The 14,551-nt window shown below is 68.1% G+C and carries 13 protein-coding genes and 2 tRNA genes; 12 read left to right on the top strand and 3 right to left on the bottom strand.

The annotated features are described in order from the left end of the window. The first annotated feature begins 716 nt into the window (after nucleotides 1-716). Nucleotides 717-974 carry a hypothetical protein gene (locus tag JOE48_RS00850; RefSeq protein ID WP_210025986.1) on the top strand — a complete coding sequence of 86 codons (258 nt, stop codon included), beginning with the start codon at nucleotides 717-719 and terminating at the stop codon, nucleotides 972-974. Nucleotides 975-1,413: 439 nt separating this feature from the next. Here JOE48_RS00850 and JOE48_RS00855 read toward each other — a convergent pair whose 3' ends face one another. Next, a complete protein-coding gene (locus tag JOE48_RS00855; RefSeq protein WP_210025988.1) occupies nucleotides 1,414-1,716 on the bottom strand; it encodes a hypothetical protein in 303 nt (100 codons plus the stop codon). 337 nt (nucleotides 1,717-2,053) lie between these two features. On the opposite strand from JOE48_RS00855, the gene JOE48_RS00860 reads away from it, so the two are divergent. The 3 genes from JOE48_RS00860 to JOE48_RS00870 all read left to right on the top strand — a co-directional run bounded on the left by JOE48_RS00860 (nucleotide 2,054) and on the right by JOE48_RS00870 (nucleotide 3,416). Then, nucleotides 2,054-2,458: a hypothetical protein gene (locus JOE48_RS00860; protein ID WP_210025990.1), complete on the top strand. Its 405-nt coding sequence runs from the start codon at nucleotides 2,054-2,056 to the stop codon at nucleotides 2,456-2,458. Next, nucleotides 2,455-2,787 (top strand): hypothetical protein, encoded by a 333-nt coding sequence (locus JOE48_RS00865; RefSeq protein WP_210025992.1) that lies wholly within the window; start codon nucleotides 2,455-2,457, stop codon nucleotides 2,785-2,787. The genes JOE48_RS00860 and JOE48_RS00865 overlap by 4 nt, the downstream gene beginning before the upstream one ends. Nucleotides 2,788-3,227: 440 nt before the next feature. Continuing rightward, the gene (locus JOE48_RS00870) at nucleotides 3,228-3,416 is read left to right on the top strand and encodes a hypothetical protein (RefSeq protein ID WP_210025995.1); all 189 of its coding nucleotides are present in this window, start codon (nucleotides 3,228-3,230) and stop codon (nucleotides 3,414-3,416) included. 639 nt (nucleotides 3,417-4,055) lie between these two features. Here JOE48_RS00870 and JOE48_RS00875 read toward each other — a convergent pair. After that, nucleotides 4,056-4,130, bottom strand: a tRNA-Val gene (locus JOE48_RS00875). Between the two features lie 4 nt (nucleotides 4,131-4,134). Beyond that, a tRNA-Val gene (locus tag JOE48_RS00880) sits at nucleotides 4,135-4,253 on the bottom strand. A 218-nt stretch (nucleotides 4,254-4,471) separates the two neighbouring features. On the opposite strand from JOE48_RS00880, the gene JOE48_RS00885 reads away from it, so the two are divergent. The 8 genes from JOE48_RS00885 to JOE48_RS00920 all read left to right on the top strand — a co-directional run bounded on the left by JOE48_RS00885 (nucleotide 4,472) and on the right by JOE48_RS00920 (nucleotide 14,473). Then, nucleotides 4,472-5,515, top strand: coding sequence for a hypothetical protein (locus JOE48_RS00885; protein ID WP_210025997.1), 1,044 nt, complete (start codon nucleotides 4,472-4,474; stop codon nucleotides 5,513-5,515). 2 nt (nucleotides 5,516-5,517) lie between these two features. Beyond that, the gene (locus JOE48_RS00890) at nucleotides 5,518-7,701 is read left to right on the top strand and encodes a glycosyltransferase family 2 protein (RefSeq protein WP_312893402.1); all 2,184 of its coding nucleotides are present in this window, start codon (nucleotides 5,518-5,520) and stop codon (nucleotides 7,699-7,701) included. A gap of 170 nt (nucleotides 7,702-7,871) precedes the next feature. After that, nucleotides 7,872-9,203 (top strand): MFS transporter, encoded by a 1,332-nt coding sequence (locus JOE48_RS00895; protein ID WP_210026000.1) that lies wholly within the window; start codon nucleotides 7,872-7,874, stop codon nucleotides 9,201-9,203. 113 nt (nucleotides 9,204-9,316) lie between these two features. Next, nucleotides 9,317-10,546: a ubiquinol oxidase subunit II gene (cyoA, locus tag JOE48_RS00900; protein ID WP_210026002.1), complete on the top strand. Its 1,230-nt coding sequence runs from the start codon at nucleotides 9,317-9,319 to the stop codon at nucleotides 10,544-10,546. A gap of 76 nt (nucleotides 10,547-10,622) precedes the next feature. Then, nucleotides 10,623-12,623 carry a cytochrome o ubiquinol oxidase subunit I gene (gene cyoB / locus JOE48_RS00905; protein ID WP_210026004.1) on the top strand — a complete coding sequence of 667 codons (2,001 nt, stop codon included), beginning with the start codon at nucleotides 10,623-10,625 and terminating at the stop codon, nucleotides 12,621-12,623. A gap of 4 nt (nucleotides 12,624-12,627) precedes the next feature. Continuing rightward, complete coding sequence (gene cyoC / locus JOE48_RS00910) at nucleotides 12,628-13,260, top strand: cytochrome o ubiquinol oxidase subunit III (RefSeq protein WP_210026006.1); 633 nt, start codon at nucleotides 12,628-12,630, stop codon at nucleotides 13,258-13,260. Further along, nucleotides 13,257-13,661 (top strand): cytochrome o ubiquinol oxidase subunit IV, encoded by a 405-nt coding sequence (cyoD, locus tag JOE48_RS00915; RefSeq protein WP_210026008.1) that lies wholly within the window; start codon nucleotides 13,257-13,259, stop codon nucleotides 13,659-13,661. Before cyoC ends, cyoD begins: the two co-directional genes overlap by 4 nt. Nucleotides 13,662-13,675: 14 nt before the next feature. After that, entirely contained in the window at nucleotides 13,676-14,473 is a 798-nt protein-coding gene (locus JOE48_RS00920; protein ID WP_210026010.1) for an SURF1 family protein, read from the top strand. Nucleotides 14,474-14,551 lie beyond the last annotated feature (78 nt).

Here is a 14,551-nt window from a genome sequence, read left to right on the forward strand (position 1 = left end):
ACGACGGCGATCGGAACCGCGGCGGGGCTTCTGGCGGGGCTGGTCTTGTGCGGGGCCGCGCCACGGATCGAACCCGCCGTTCTGGTGTCCGCCGCGATCGGCGGCGCCGCCTTCGCGTGGATCGCCTGGATGCTCTGCATCCGCCCCCGCTGGGCGCCGGGAGCCGGCAGAGCCCGGACGGAGGGTGGCCGGCTCGGACCCGCCGGGCTGAGTGCCGGGCCCGGCCAGGCTGCTCCGCGATGGTGTAGGCGGCCGTGGGCATCCCGCAGCTCGAGGCGGTTCGTTCGGCACATTGCAGCGGCAAAAACTTCGAGCGCTGCAGATTTCAGCTGCAACAGGCAGGACATCGCCCTGTAAGTCGGAGCTCCTAGTCCTCCGTCTGAGACCGCAATACGGCGGCCAGGACAGAGGGCGACATGCTCACGGATCATGCCACGATAATCGAGGCCGCAGCACGCTCTGTGCTGGCTCATGAGCGCGCGGTCCGACACCCCTCCCGACGCATGAAAGTCTTTGATTGTGCTTGCCTCGGGCTCGCATTCTTCGGAACAGCGAGCACGGTCGCGGCGTGGCAAGACCCTGCCCCGCGCGTCGGGACCACCATCAGCGGGGCCCTCAGCGACAGAGGTGATAGCAGACAACCGTCGCACGGGGATCTCGACCTCGGCGCCTTTCTCCAAATCGCTGGCCGCTGAAAGGGCCAGCCGATGAATTCGATGCTGACGGGTCTCTTCCCGCTCCTCATTGTCGCGACGTGGGGCGCCGGTTCTGTCTTGGTGGAACGCGCTTGGCATCAGCGCGCGCCGGCTGGCCAGATCGTGGCAGCGCTGCTCTGCGTCGGCTTTTGCTTCGCTGCCATCGCGGCGTTGGCTTGGGCGATGCCGCAGCCGGATCAGAACTGGTCCGATGCTCCGATGGGCCAGATCGTGCGGCAGGGCCCGTCCGCGCTGGAAGCGCCGATCCCGGGCCGTTGAAGCGGCGTTCACGCCACCGCGCCCTCGCCGCTGGCGGTGCGAAGTCGGGATGACGCGCGATGGTCGACGCAATTCCCGAGACACCGGGCGCAGCCAGACCTCCACCCTGGGTGGCCGAGCGACGGTCGCTCAACCTCCGGGACGGGGGGTGGTCCAGAATGCCATGACCAGAAACCCGATGACCAAGGGTATGACCGCGTCCGATCTTGCGGTCGGCTGGACGATGGCGGGCAGCTTGGCGTTCGCCTTGTTCCAGTCCGTGCAGCTCATGGCGCTGCCCGCACACGTGGTCTGAGCCGCGCCCGTCACGCCACCGCCTCGCGCCGGAACCGGACATGCTCGGCGTCGGCATCCTGTGCGCCATCGCCGGGCGCGTCGCGTGAGCGCCCGGCCCTTCCATCCGTTCAGGCCGAGGCGGCGGCTGCGTCGGGTGCGCGCGTCAGCTCAACACGACGCTGCCGACTTGACCCGTGATCTCCGCGCGCACCGAGGCGGACATCTCCGCCATGTCCTGCGCCGCCCGCGGCAGGTCCTGGGCCAACCGCATGGCCCGCCGGTCGAGCGCATCGCAGACTTCGACGATGTCCGAGGATGCCAGAGCCTGCCGCTCCACGAGGGCGCGAATCAGTTCGGTCGCGAAGAAGATCGTCGCCATCTTGAGGTGCAGCGCGGCTCGCCCCCCGGCGACGTCGGCCAGATCCTGGATCGTGCTGCTGAGCGTCTTGGCCTCGTCCGGCGTCATCGCACACTCCATCGGTGCTGCTCGCCGGCCGATGGTCGCGGAAACGGCCGGGCTTCACAAGAGCCCTGCCGGTTTCGGTCAGTTTTCGAACGCGTCGGCGGATAGATGACAAGGTATGTTAAGCGCGATTATTGCATTCGCGGCTGCGTCGACGCGCGCGTGTCTGCAGGCGCACGGGGTCGGTCTGCGAGGAGGCTGAGAGACGGGCGGACAAGCCTCCACCGGGCTCGATCACGATCGTATGCCGGTCCTTCTGGAAGGCGCTCAGGGCTTGCCGGGCCACGGAGCCGGCGATTGCCCGCCCTGCGAGGCGTAGAGGCTCCCGGACCCCGTGCCGATGCCGAGCCTGCTGGGGATCGAGGGGCCGGACCCGCCGGCCATGGCGGGCCGCGATGCCGGGCATCGGCGGATCGCCGCACTCATGGCGTTTCCCGCTGCAGGCATCGTCAGCGTCCTGGCCAACCGGACGCCGCCGAACGATTCGCGCGAGACGGCGGCCGCCTTCGATCGGATCGTGTTCTTGGCGCTGGCTTCCGGGCGCGACGGCCCGGCCAGCACGATCACGGATTACCGCCGCGCGTTCGGGATCTGGCGGCGCAGCTTCGACCGGTGCCGGAGGCAGGCTCGCGAGCGGCTCGCCGAGGCCTGGAACGGGCGTGACACCCGTCAGGCGGGCGTAACGCCTGTGTCGGACGATGTGACAGTCCGTAACTTACCACGCCTGGAATTTCGGCAAGATTGACTTTAATCAAGATGTGGCCGGCACAAAAAGGATGGAAACGCTATGACTGGGTAGCGATGGCGGCAACTATGAGACCCGATCAGGTTCAGCTTGCTCAAGACGCGTATGTCTCGGCCGCAGATTTCATAGACAATTACATAGACAAGCTTTCAGTAGCCCCCAGGCATCTGTTGCGGAACCACGTGGCGTTCGAGATCGCATATCGTATCAAGCAAGGTGTCGACCGCAAGCAGGAGCTGATTGCCCTCGCAGTCCAAGCAGCGCTCACGGAGGCGATGCTCAAATCCCTGCGCTCTGCCGAGCCCGAGGCCGTGAGCTGCTATCGCTGATTCAGCTGTCTCTATGACAGTCCGCGTCACCGGGGTGTCTTCCGTTCCTCCGCGGTCGGAATCCGTCACGGCCTGCACCGTGACCTGATCTTGGGGGGAGACGCTGCCGGCCGCGGATCACGCGGGCCGGTGTCCAAGAATGGGATCGTGACCGTCTCCTCCTCTGTGGTGTCCGGCGGCCACCGCCGGTGAGGTGCTTGTCGCGCAGGAACCGCGTCGCGTGCACGAGACGGGACGTGGTCTTTCGTCTTCCGTCGCAGGCACATGCGCAGGGCGGCCCGCCACGGCCGGGGGCGAACCGTTCCATGGACGATCGCGGGAACGTCCTTTTCACCATCTCGGCCGGATAGAATGGGCCGAAAGGGGCCTGTGTCCGTTCAGAGCGCATGGGTATACCCGCGCAGACGCCACAGGATTGCCCGACGTCCCGCGCGGGTGCGATGGCCGATCTGCCGACGGCCGTCTTCGTCGAACGCTGGCGCCTCATCACGGGCGAGCCGCCGGCCATCCTGCTCAACCCACGCAGTGCGATGCTGGCTCTGCTCGTCGCGAGCACGCCTGTCGCGCCCCTCGAGCCGCCAGTCCCCGCCTGGGATGATGGCGGGCGTGGCAGTGGCACGCCGCGCTGATCCGCCATCCCCTCACCGAGCCGCGCATCGGCTCATCGCCGGTGGGATCCGCCAGCGATCGGAATCGTCATCGGGCCACAACGCTGTGGCCCTGCGCACGCGGCGCCTCAACCGCAAGGTCGAATGCGACGCGCAGAGCGGGGCTGGCGGCGCCACGATCGTCCGAACGCGCGCCGCCCATCAGGCGCGCGTCGTCTCTGCGCCGCCAAGTTTCGCGAGCCAGTCCGCTTCGGTCGCGAGGCCGGCGGCGTCGATCCCGTGGGTCGGTGACACCGGCGGCCTTGGCGGCGGGCTGGCTGCAGCGACGAAGAAATTCGGTCTGCCGCATGTTCATCCGCACAGGCCGCGGCACTCGGCTGCCGTCCGACAGGCAGAGGCAGGCCTTCCAATGGAGGAGATCGCGAGCGACCTCGGCCATTCCAAGCCCGAACATGACCGGCGCGATTTATGCGCGGATCTCGCCGGAAGCTTTGAGCAGAGGGGCTGCCGCGTTCGAGCTCGACAAAGGTCCGAATCTCGTTCCAAAGGCCGCGTCGGGCCGCGACGGGTTCGGCGCACCCGCTCCAGGTTCAGTGAACCTGCAATGACATTTCCTGTGGGACGCCGTTCTGGAAAAAACCAGTGCCATCAGAGCGTTAATGGTGGAGACGACAGGGATCGAACCTGTGACCTTTCCCATGTCAAGGGAATGCACTACCGCTGTGCTACGTCTCCTGATCGACCGCGATCAGGTTCGCCGAACCTGGACGCCATCGAAATAGTCCATGTATCTCAGCGACTTATGAGGAGTGCCGCCTACCCTGTCAAGGTAGTGCTCTCCCGCTGAGCTACGCGCCCGGGCCGGAGCCGTTTGAACTCCGGTGGGCGGGGCCTATAGCGGCTGCCCGGCGAGCGCGCAAGCGGTACCTGAGCGCCGGGCAGCCGCAATCGCCGATCCAGCCGGCGGAGCCGTTATGGTGCACGCCGGCGGAAAAATGCGCTATGGGCCTGCCGCTCGGCATCCGGCCGCGCCGCGACACACGGCGCCGGCACGCCGCCGCCTCACGCTACGGGACATGCGATACTTCATCGACCATGATCACGGTGACTCGATCCGCGGCTGGATCGTGCCGGACAATCCCCTCGCCATCAGCCGGGTCGTGGTCTCGGTCGACGGGCGACGCGTGGCCGAGATCCCGGCCAGCTTCACGGACGAGGTCTTCAAGCGCAATGGCTGGCACGCGACCGGCCAATGCACCTTCCTGGTCACTCCGGGCGAGGTGCCCGGGCTGCCCGAGTTCCCGCGTTTGGAGCTCTACGACGCCGATACCAACGTGCTGGTCTACCGGCGCGTGCCGTCCGAGGGTCGGGTGCGGCTGCGCACGATGCTGATCAACACCGGCATCGAGCCTGAGGCCGTGCTCCAGGCCGCGCTCTTCCCGCATTTCCAGCACTGCTACTTCGGCGTCCACAAGCTGCCGGACGAGATCCTGACCTGCGTGCTGACCGGCCCGGCCGCCCCGTCGGCCTTCCTGTCCGGAGCCGTGACGATCCCGCGCTACGAGAATTTCCTGACGCCGGACCTGATGATCACCGCGATCCTGCTGCAGGAGCCGCAGATCGAGATGGCGACCCGCATGCTCTGGCTGAAGGCGCGGACCGGCGACGCCGCCGATCCCGCGCGCAGCTGGCGCCTGGGCCCGCTCGCCGAGGCCGCGGCCTTCGCGGACGAGTATGACTTCACCGACGTGAAAAGCCTCAAACGGTTCTTCCGCATGCTGCCGGAATCCGCCTACCGGCTGCTCTACAACCCGCTGACGCGCCAGCTCGGAACCCGCATGCCGGAGGACCGGCTGCATCCGGGCAATTCTATCGCGGCGATCGAGATCCTCGCCCGGGTCGGCATCGTCGGGCACAAGACCCGGTTTCCCGCCTTCGCGTCGACCCTGTTCGACCGGCTCGGCATCGGCGCGCCGATCCCGGTCCTGCCCGCAATACCCGCCGAGACCCAGGCGCTGGCCGAGCGCCTCAGGTCCGTCAAGGCGGTCGAGGAGATGATCGTGTTCGATGTGGCCATGTCGGATGCCGTGAAGGCCTCGGTCGACAAGAGCTGGAGTTGACGGTGCGGCCGACCGGGCCGGAGGCGCCCGAACTTCGCCTCCCGCCGGCGCACCTGACCGGGCTCTGGCGCGCGCGCCGCACCCTGCCGGCCCGGGCCGCGCCGGACGGGCTGCGCGTCGCGCTTCTGGACCTCGCGGATCGCTGGGTCGAGATCACGCTGTCCAACGACCCGGCCGAGGGCCGCGATACGGTCCCGGATATCAGCTTCGTCGGGCCGGACGGGCGTCCGGGATCGGTGCTGCCCCAGGAGGCGCGGGGCGGGGGCGCCTTCGCGTGGATCGGCCGCCTGCCCGGCAATATCGTCGAGCTGCGCGTGGCCGATCCGGCCGGGCGGGTTCCGGCCCGGCTGCGCCGGATCTCGGTGCGCCGCCTCGCCCGACCGGTCCTGGCCCTGCGCGGCCTGATGCGCGAGCCCGGCCTGACCGCGCAGGCGCTCACTTGGCGCGTCCTCGGCAAGAAGGTGCGCGCGCGGGGCTTCCTCGGGCGGGCCCTGCGCCACCGGCGGGTGACCGGCTACGAGGCCTGGCTCGGGACCCATGCGCTGCGCCGTGCGGAGCGGGACGGGATCGCCGCCGAGATCGCGGACTGGGCCGACCCGCCCCTGATCTCCGTGCTGATGCCGGTGCACGACCCCGACCCGAAGGTGCTGCGGGCCGCCCTGGCGTCGCTGCGCGCGCAGCTCTACCCGCATTGGGAGCTCTGCGTCGTCGACGACGCCTCGACGCGCCCCGCGATCCCGAAGATCCTGGCCCAGGCGGCCGAGGCCGATCCGCGCATCCGCGTCCACACCCGGTCGAAGAACGGCCACATCGCCCGCGCGACCAACGACGCGCTGGGCCTGGCCCGGGGCGTGGTCTGCGCCTTCATGGACCATGACGACGCGCTCACCGTGGACGCGCTCTACGAGGTCGCCCGGGCGCTCCGCCGTGATCCGGATCTCGTGCTGATCTACAGCGACGAGGACAAGATCGACGGGCGCGGCCGCCGGTTCGACCCGCATTTCAAATCGGGCTTCGACCGCGAGCTGCTCTACGCGCAGAACTACATCAACCATCTCACGGTGGTGCGCACCGAGGCTTTGCGCGCCGTCGGCGGGCTGCGCCCCGGCTTCGAGGGCAGCCAGGACCACGACCTGCTGCTCCGGCTCACGAACGGCGCCGATCCCGCCCGCATCTGCCATATTCCGCGGGTGCTCTATCACTGGCGGGCCGCGCAGGGCTCAGGCACCTTCTCGGACCGGTCGCTCGCCCGGGCCGAAGCGGCGCGCCTGCAGGCCCTCGCGGAGGTCGTGGCCCCCTGGGGCGGCCGGGCGGAACGCGGTCCCGGCGGCTTCAACCGCCTGATCCGGCCGCTGCCGGCACCGCCGCCGCGGGTCTCCGCGATCATCCCGACCCGGGACCGGGCCGAGATCCTGTCGGTGACCCTTGACGGGCTGCTCGGCGCGACCGACTACCCCGACATCGAGGTGGTGATCGTCGACAACGACAGCCGCGAGCCCGAGACCGCGGCCCTGTTCGCCCGCTACCGGGACGATCCGCGGGTCCGCGTCGTGAAGGTACCGGGCGCGTTCAACTTCTCGGATCTGTCGAACCGGGGTGCCGCCGCCGCGACCGGCGCGGTGCTCCTGTTCCTCAACAACGACATCGAGGTGCTCGAGCCCGGCTGGCTCGCCGAGTTGGTCCGCCACGCGGTTCGGCCGGAGATCGGCGCCGTCGGGGCCAAGCTGCTCTATCCGGACCGCACCATCCAGCATGGCGGCATCGTCCTGGGAATCGGGGGGGTGGCTGGCCACAGCCATCTCGGCGTCGCGGATGCGGATCCGGGCTATTTCTGCCGGATGGTCATCGCCCACGAGGTCTCGGCGGTCACCGGCGCATGCCTGGCCATGCGGGCCGAGGTCTTCACCGAGGTCGGGGGGTTCGACGCGGTCGACCTGAAGGTCGCCTTCAACGACGTCGATCTCTGCCTGAAGATCCGCCGGGCCGGCTACCGGATCGTCTGGACGCCCTTCGCGAAGCTGATCCACCACGAGTCGAAGAGCCGCGGCGCCGAGGACACGCCCGAGAAGCAGAAGCGCTTCGAAGGCGAGGTGCTGACCATGCTGGATCGCTGGGGGCCCGAGCTGCGTGCAGACCCCTACTACAACATCAACCTGTCACGGAACTCGGCGCATTACCGGGTCTGAGCCGCGCCGGTCCCGCGGATGCTGTCGGCAGCCCGCGACGACATGGTGCTATGCGTGCGTCAGTGGGTGAACTTGCGTCCGGAGCCGGTTGCGATACCTCTGGACATGCCGCATGAGGCGGTTCCGGCCAAGGCGTCCAGGCGGGCGCGCGGCGAGGGCAGCAACCAGAAATGAGTGCGAACACCCCTACGGTCACGGGCCTTGAGCGCGACGCCCAGCAGGCGACGGGGGACCACAAGGTCCATCCCAACGAGATCGCCATCGGCGTGGTGATCGGACGTGCGTCCGAATACTTCGACTTCTTCGTGTTCGGCATCGCCTGCGTGCTGGTCTTCCCGAAGGTGTTCTTCCCCTTCGTCGATCCGCTCAAAGGCATGCTCTACGCCTTCGCGATCTTCGCCCTCGCCTTCATCGCCCGCCCGATCGGCACCGTGCTGTTCATGGCGATCGACCGGCGCCACGGCCGCAGCGTCAAGCTGACCACGGCCCTGTTCCTGCTCGGCGGCTCGACGGCGGCGGTGAGCTTCCTGCCGCGCTACGACAGCATCGGCATCTCGGCGGTCTACATCCTCGCCGGCCTGCGGGTGCTGCAGGGCCTGGCGCTGGGTGGCGCCTGGGACGGCCTCGCCTCGCTGCTCGCCATGAACGCGCCGCGCGAGCGCCGCGGCTGGTACGCGATGATCCCGCAGCTCGGCGCGCCGCTGGGCTTCACGGTGGCGAGCGCCCTGTTCGCGTTCTTCCTGGTCAACCTCGACGAGGCCGACTTCATCGATTGGGGCTGGCGCTTCCCGTTCTACTGCGCCTTCACCATCAACGTGGTCGCCCTGTTCGCACGGCTTCGCCTGGTCGCCACAGACGAGTTCGCCCGGATGATGGATCTCGACCGGCTGCGCCCGGTCCCGGCCCTGGAACTGTTCCGCCACCATGCCGGCGACGTGATCCGCGGCGCCTTCGTGCCGCTGGCCGCCTTCGCGCTGTTCCACCTCGTGACGATCTTCCCGATCGCGTGGCTGGCGCTGAACAGCACCACCCGCTCGCCGGGGGAGTTCCTGATCGTGCAGTTCTCGGGCGCCATCGTGTGCGCCGGCGCGGTCGCGGCCTCCGGGCTGATCGCCGACCAGATCGGCCGCCGCAACTGCCTGATCATGAGCTCTTCGCTGATCGGCTTCTTCGCGATCGGCAGCATCATCGCGCCGCTCCTGTTCGGCGAGAGCGCCATTGGCCAGACGATCTACGTCACGATCGGCTTCATGCTGCTCGGCCTCGCCTACGGCCAGACCGCGGGTGCGGTGAGCGCCCGCCTCGGCAACCACTACCGCTACACCGGCGCCGCGCTCACGTCCGACTTCGCGTGGCTGCTCGGGGCCGGTTTCGCGCCGCTCGTCGCGCTGTTCCTTTCGCAGCGCTACGGGCTCGCGATGATCGGCGTGTACCTCCTGTCCGGTGCGGCCTGCAGCTTGGTGGCCCTGTTCACCGACCGCTCGGAAATGCGTCAGATGTAGCCGGTCCGGCCCGCGGCACAGGCCGCCGGCCGCCCGTTGACCGACAGGAACGCCGCCTCGCGCGGCACGGCAGAAGCGCCGCGGCAGCGGCATGGGATAACGAGACGCGTGCTGTGACCTCTTCGACCCCTCGACCGGACAGGACCGACACTGCGACCCGCCGAGGCGGCCGTGGGCGGCGCCTGCTGCCGCTCCTCGCCCTGCCGCTCCTGACCCTGCTGGGCGGCTGCAACTTCGTGGTCCTGCACCCGGCCGGCTACGTCGCCGAGCAGCAGCGCAACCTCGTGCTGGCGGCGACCGGGCTGATGCTCCTGATCATCGTGCCGGTGATCGCCTTCACGCTGATCTTCGCGTGGCGCTACCGCGCCACCAACGAGGATGCGGTCTACGATCCGGATTGGCACCACTCGACGCAGCTCGAGGTGCTGATCTGGACGGCGCCGCTGATGATCATCATCGCGCTCGGCGCGCTCACCTGGATCGGGACCCACACCCTCGATCCGTTCCGGCCGCTCAGCAAGATCGATCCCAAGCGCGACGTCCCGGCCGGCACCCAGCCGCTCGAGGTCGAGGCGATCGCCATGGATTGGAAGTGGCTGTTCCTCTACCCGCAATACGGGGTCGCCACGGTCAATGAGCTGGCCGCGCCCGTGGATCGGCCAATCCGCTTCAAGATTACCGCGACCGACGTGATGAACACGTTCTACGTGCCCACGCTCGCCGGCATGGTCTACGCGATGCCGGGGATGCAGACGCAGCTCCACGCGGTGATCAACCGCGAGGGCGCTTACGAGGGCCGCTCGGCGCATTACAGCGGCGCCGGCTTCTCCAACATGTTCTTCAAGTTCCACGGCGTGACCAACGAGGGCTTCGACCAGTGGATCGCCAAGGCCAAGGCCCAGGGCGGTGAGCTCACGCAGGAGGCCTATCTCAAGCTCGAGGAGCCGAGCGAGGCCGAGCCGGCGCGGTTCTACAAGTCGTACATGAAGGGCCTCTACGACCGGATCATCGGCATGTGCCCGCGTCCCGACCAGATGTGCGTCGGCGAGATGACGAAGATCGACGCCCAGGGCGGCGCCTCGGGCGAGGAGGCGGCGGCGAACTACAAGCGGCTGCAATACGACAACCGCCTTGCCGAGCGCGGCGTCGAGGGGCCCGGCGCGACGGCGCCGGCTTCCGAGACCGGGCCGCACGGCCAGACGCAGCCCCAGGGCATGCAGCCGCGGCCCGACATGGGCAACCCGGATGTCCGGGACCAGAAGGCGCCCGACAGCCAGGGCAAGGGCTCCGGCGAGGGCCAGAGCGAGGGCGGCCAGATCGCCCCGAAGCAGCTGAACCAATGAGGCCGCGCGCCGATGACAGCGGACTCCACACACATGACCGGCGGTCGCCGTCGAACCCACTGAACGGGCCGATCCCATGTTCGCAAACCTAGACCTACAGCAGCTGCTCTTCGGACGATTTACGATCGAGCAGATCCCCTATCACGAGCCGATTCTGCAGGCGACGTTCGCGGGCGTCGCCGTGGTCGGCCTCGCGGTGCTCGGCGTCATCACCTACTACCGCTTCTGGGGGCCGATGTGGCGTGACTGGATCACGTCGATCGACCACAAGAAGATCGGTATCATGTACTGCATCTTCGCGGGCGTGATGCTGCTGCGCGGCTTCGCCGACGCGGTCCTGATGCGCTCGCAGCAGGCGGTCGCGTTCGGCCAGGAGCAGGGCTTCCTGCCGCCGCACCACTACGACCAGATCTTCACCGCCCACGGCATGATCATGATCTTCTTCGTGGCGATGCCGTTCGTCACGGGGCTCATGAACTTCGCCGTGCCGCTGCAGATCGGCGCCCGCGACGTCGCCTTCCCGTTCCTGAACAATTTCAGCTTCTGGATGACGGTGGCCGGCGGTATGCTGGTGATGGTCTCGCTGTTCGTCGGCGAGTTCTCCCGCGCCACCTGGCTCGCCTACCCGCCGCTCTCCGGGGCGGCGATGAGCCCCGGCGTCGGCGTCGACTACTACATCTGGGCGCTGCAGATCGCCGGTATCGGGACGCTGCTCTCAGGGATCAACCTGATCGCCACCATCGTGAAGATGCGGGCGCCCGGCATGACCATGATGAAGCTGCCGATCTTCGTCTGGTCGTCGCTGTGCACCAACATCCTGATCGTGGCCGCCTTCCCGATCCTCACGGCCGTTCTCGCGATGCTGTCGCTCGACCGCTACGTCGGCACGCACTTCTTCACGAACGACCTCGGCGGCAACGCCATGCTGTACTTCAACCTGATCTGGATCTGGGGTCACCCGGAAGTCTACATCCTGATCCTGCCGGCCTTCGGCGTGTTCTCGGAGATCACCTCGACCTTCTGCGGCAAGCGCCTGTTCGGCTACACCTCGATGGTCTACGCGCTGGTGGTGATCACCATCCTCGCCTACCTCGTGTGGCTGCACCACTTCTTCACGATGGGCTCGGGCGCGGACGTGAACTCGTTCTTCGGGATCACGACCATGATCATCTCGATCCCGACGGGCGCGAAGATCTTCAACTGGATGTTCACCATGTACCGCGGCCGGATCCGGTTCGAGGTGCCGATGCTCTGGGTGGTGGCGTTCATCGTCACCTTCGTGATCGGCGGCATGACCGGCGTCCTCCTGGCGGTGCCCCCGGCCGACTTCGTGCTGCACAACTCGCTGTTCCTGATCGCGCACTTCCACAACGTGATCATCGGCGGCGTGCTGTTCGGCATGTTCGCCGGCGTGACCTTCTGGTTCCCCAAGGCCTTCGGCTTCAAGCTCGACGAGTTCTGGGGGAAGGTGGCCCTCGTGTTCTGGGTGACCGGCTTCTACGTCGCCTTCATGCCGCTCTACGTGCTCGGCCTGATGGGCGTGACCCGGCGCATGCAGCACTTCGACGACCCGTCGCTGCAGATCTGGTTCGTGATCGCCGCCATCGGCGCGGCGCTGATCGCCTGCGGCATCGCCTCACAGATCGTGATGTTCGTCGTCTCGATCCGGAACCGCGACAAGCTGCGCGACCTCACCGGCGACCCGTGGGGCGGCCGGACGCTGGAATGGTCCACCTCCTCGCCGCCGCCGGACTACAACTTCGCCTTCACGCCGGTGGTCCACGATTCCGACGCGTGGTGGGACATGAAGAACCGCGGCTTCGACCGCCCGCTCAAGGGCTACCGGCCGATCCACATGCCCAAGAACACCGCGGCCGGCGCAATCCTGGCGGCCCTGAACTTCACCTTCGGCCTGGCCATGGTCTGGTACGTCTGGTGGCTGGCGGCGCTCACCTTCGTGGCGATCTTCGTCGTGGCGATCGCGCACACCTTTAATTACAATCGCGACTACTACATTCCCGCCGACGTCGTCAGTCGGACGGAAGGTCAGCGGACGCGCGAACTGGAGATGGCGTGATCCGATGATGCACGCGGAGACTGCACCCCCCGGCGCCGCGGCGCCGGTCTTCTACCAGACCGACGAGGAGGGCCATCATTCCGAGGGCTCGACCATGCTCGGGTTCTGGCTCTACCTGATGAGCGACTGCCTCATCTTCGCGACCCTGTTCGCGACCTACGGGGTGCTCGGGCGCAGCTACGCGGCCGGGCCCACCCCGAAGGAGCTGTTCGACCTGCCGGGCATCGCGGTGAACACCGCCATGCTGCTGTTCTCGTCCATCACCTACGGCTTCGCCATGCTGGAGATGGACCGGGACCGGGTGAAACAGACCCAGATCTGGCTGGCCGTCACCGGCCTGTTCGGCGTCGCCTTCGTGGCCCTGGAGATCCGGGAATTCGTCCACCTGTTCCACGAGGGCGCACCGCCCTGGCGCAGCGCGTTCCTGTCCTCGTTCTACACCCTGGTGTCGACCCACGGCCTGCACGTCTCCATGGGCATCCTGTGGCTCGTCGTTCTGATGGTGCAGGTCGGCAAGCGCGGCCTGATCGTCGCGAACAAGCGCCGGCTGATGTGCCTGTCGATGTTCTGGCACTTCCTCGACCTGATCTGGATCGGCGTCTTCACCGTCGTCTACCTGATGGGAGTGCTCGAATGAGCGCCGACGCACACCGCCTCACCGGCCACGGCCAGGACACGCACGATACGCACGCCCACAGCGAGGGCGGCCACGGCAGCTTCCAGAGCTACATGACGGGCTTCGTCCTGTCGGTGATCCTGACGGTGATCCCGTTCTGGCTGGTGATGGGCAACGTCCTCGACAACAGCCTCGTCACCTCGCTGGTCATCCTGGCGCTCGGCGGCGTCCAGATGGTCGTGCACGTCGTCTACTTCCTGCACATGAGCACGAAGTCGGAGGGCGGCTGGACCTTCATGGCGCTGATCTTCACCATCACGCTGGTGGTGATCATGCTCGCCGGCTCGGTGTGGGTGATGTACCACCTCAACCACAACATGATGCCGATGGATGCCCACGACGTCATGAACAACGCCCGCTGAGCGCGCGTCCGGCAATGAGGCCCGCGGGGTCGGGAGGGGGGGGCGATCCGGCCTCCCCCCCGGCCCCGCTCTCGTTGCTGCGGCGCCTCGTGTTCGGCGTCGGTGCGGGCCTCGTGTTCGTTGTCCTGCTCGGGCTCGGCACGTGGCAGGTGGAACGGCGGGCCTGGAAGCTGGACCTGATCGCCCGGGTCGAGGCCCGGGTCCACGCCCCGCCCCTGCCGGCCCCGGGCCCCGCGGACTGGCCGCGCATCGGCCCTGACGACGCCTACCGGCATGTCACGGTCTCGGGCATCTTCCTGCACGACCGCGAGACGCTGGTGCAGGCCGTCACGGAGCGCGGCGGCGGCTTCTGGGTGCTGACGCCGCTCCGCCGGCCCGACGGTAGCCTCGTGCTGGTCAATCGCGGCTTCGTACCCGGCGACCGCCGGGATCCGACGACCCGGGAGCCCGGCCAGGTCCCGGGTGCGACCTCGGTGACCGGTCTCCTGCGGCTGACCGAGCCCAAGGGCGCCTTCCTGCGCTCGAACGATCCCAAGGAGGACCGCTGGTACTCCCGCGACGTGGCGGCGATCGCGGCGGCTCGGGGGCTCACCGACGCCGCCCCCTACTTCGTGGACGCGGACGCGACGCCCAATCCCGGCGGCCTGCCGGTGGGCGGCCTCACGGTGATCGCCTTCCCCAACAACCACCTCGTCTACGCGATCACGTGGTACGGGATGGCGCTGATGCTGGCGGGCGCGATGGTCTACCTGCTGCGTGGCGGGCGGGGGAAGGACCCGGTTGCCGAGGCGCGCGGGCTGCCTCGCGGGTGATCCAGGCGGATCCTGACGCATCCACGGCGGCGCCGTCATTCCGGGCTTGCCTGCGGCGCTCCGGAATGACGGGTAGTC

Source organism: Methylobacterium sp. PvR107, assembly GCF_017833295.1.
In the GTDB taxonomy this organism is placed as follows: Bacteria; Pseudomonadota; Alphaproteobacteria; order Rhizobiales; family Beijerinckiaceae; genus Methylobacterium.

Excerpts from the sequence above, each read along its gene's own strand:
- JOE48_RS00850 (WP_210025986.1), top strand. The coding sequence starts at position 717 with ATGCTGACGGGTCTCTTCCCGCTCCTCATTGTCGCGACGTGGGGCGCC.
- JOE48_RS00855 (WP_210025988.1), bottom strand. The coding sequence starts at position 1,716 with ATGACGCCGGACGAGGCCAAGACGCTCAGCAGCACGATCCAGGATCTG.
- JOE48_RS00860 (WP_210025990.1), top strand. The coding sequence starts at position 2,054 with ATGCCGAGCCTGCTGGGGATCGAGGGGCCGGACCCGCCGGCCATGGCG.
- JOE48_RS00870 (WP_210025995.1), top strand. The coding sequence starts at position 3,228 with ATGGCCGATCTGCCGACGGCCGTCTTCGTCGAACGCTGGCGCCTCATC.
- JOE48_RS00885 (WP_210025997.1), top strand. The coding sequence starts at position 4,472 with ATGCGATACTTCATCGACCATGATCACGGTGACTCGATCCGCGGCTGG.
- JOE48_RS00895 (WP_210026000.1), top strand. The coding sequence starts at position 7,872 with ATGAGTGCGAACACCCCTACGGTCACGGGCCTTGAGCGCGACGCCCAG.
- cyoB (WP_210026004.1), top strand. The coding sequence starts at position 10,623 with ATGTTCGCAAACCTAGACCTACAGCAGCTGCTCTTCGGACGATTTACG.
- cyoC (WP_210026006.1), top strand. The coding sequence starts at position 12,628 with ATGATGCACGCGGAGACTGCACCCCCCGGCGCCGCGGCGCCGGTCTTC.
- cyoD (WP_210026008.1), top strand. The coding sequence starts at position 13,257 with ATGAGCGCCGACGCACACCGCCTCACCGGCCACGGCCAGGACACGCAC.
- JOE48_RS00920 (WP_210026010.1), top strand. The coding sequence starts at position 13,676 with ATGAGGCCCGCGGGGTCGGGAGGGGGGGGCGATCCGGCCTCCCCCCCG.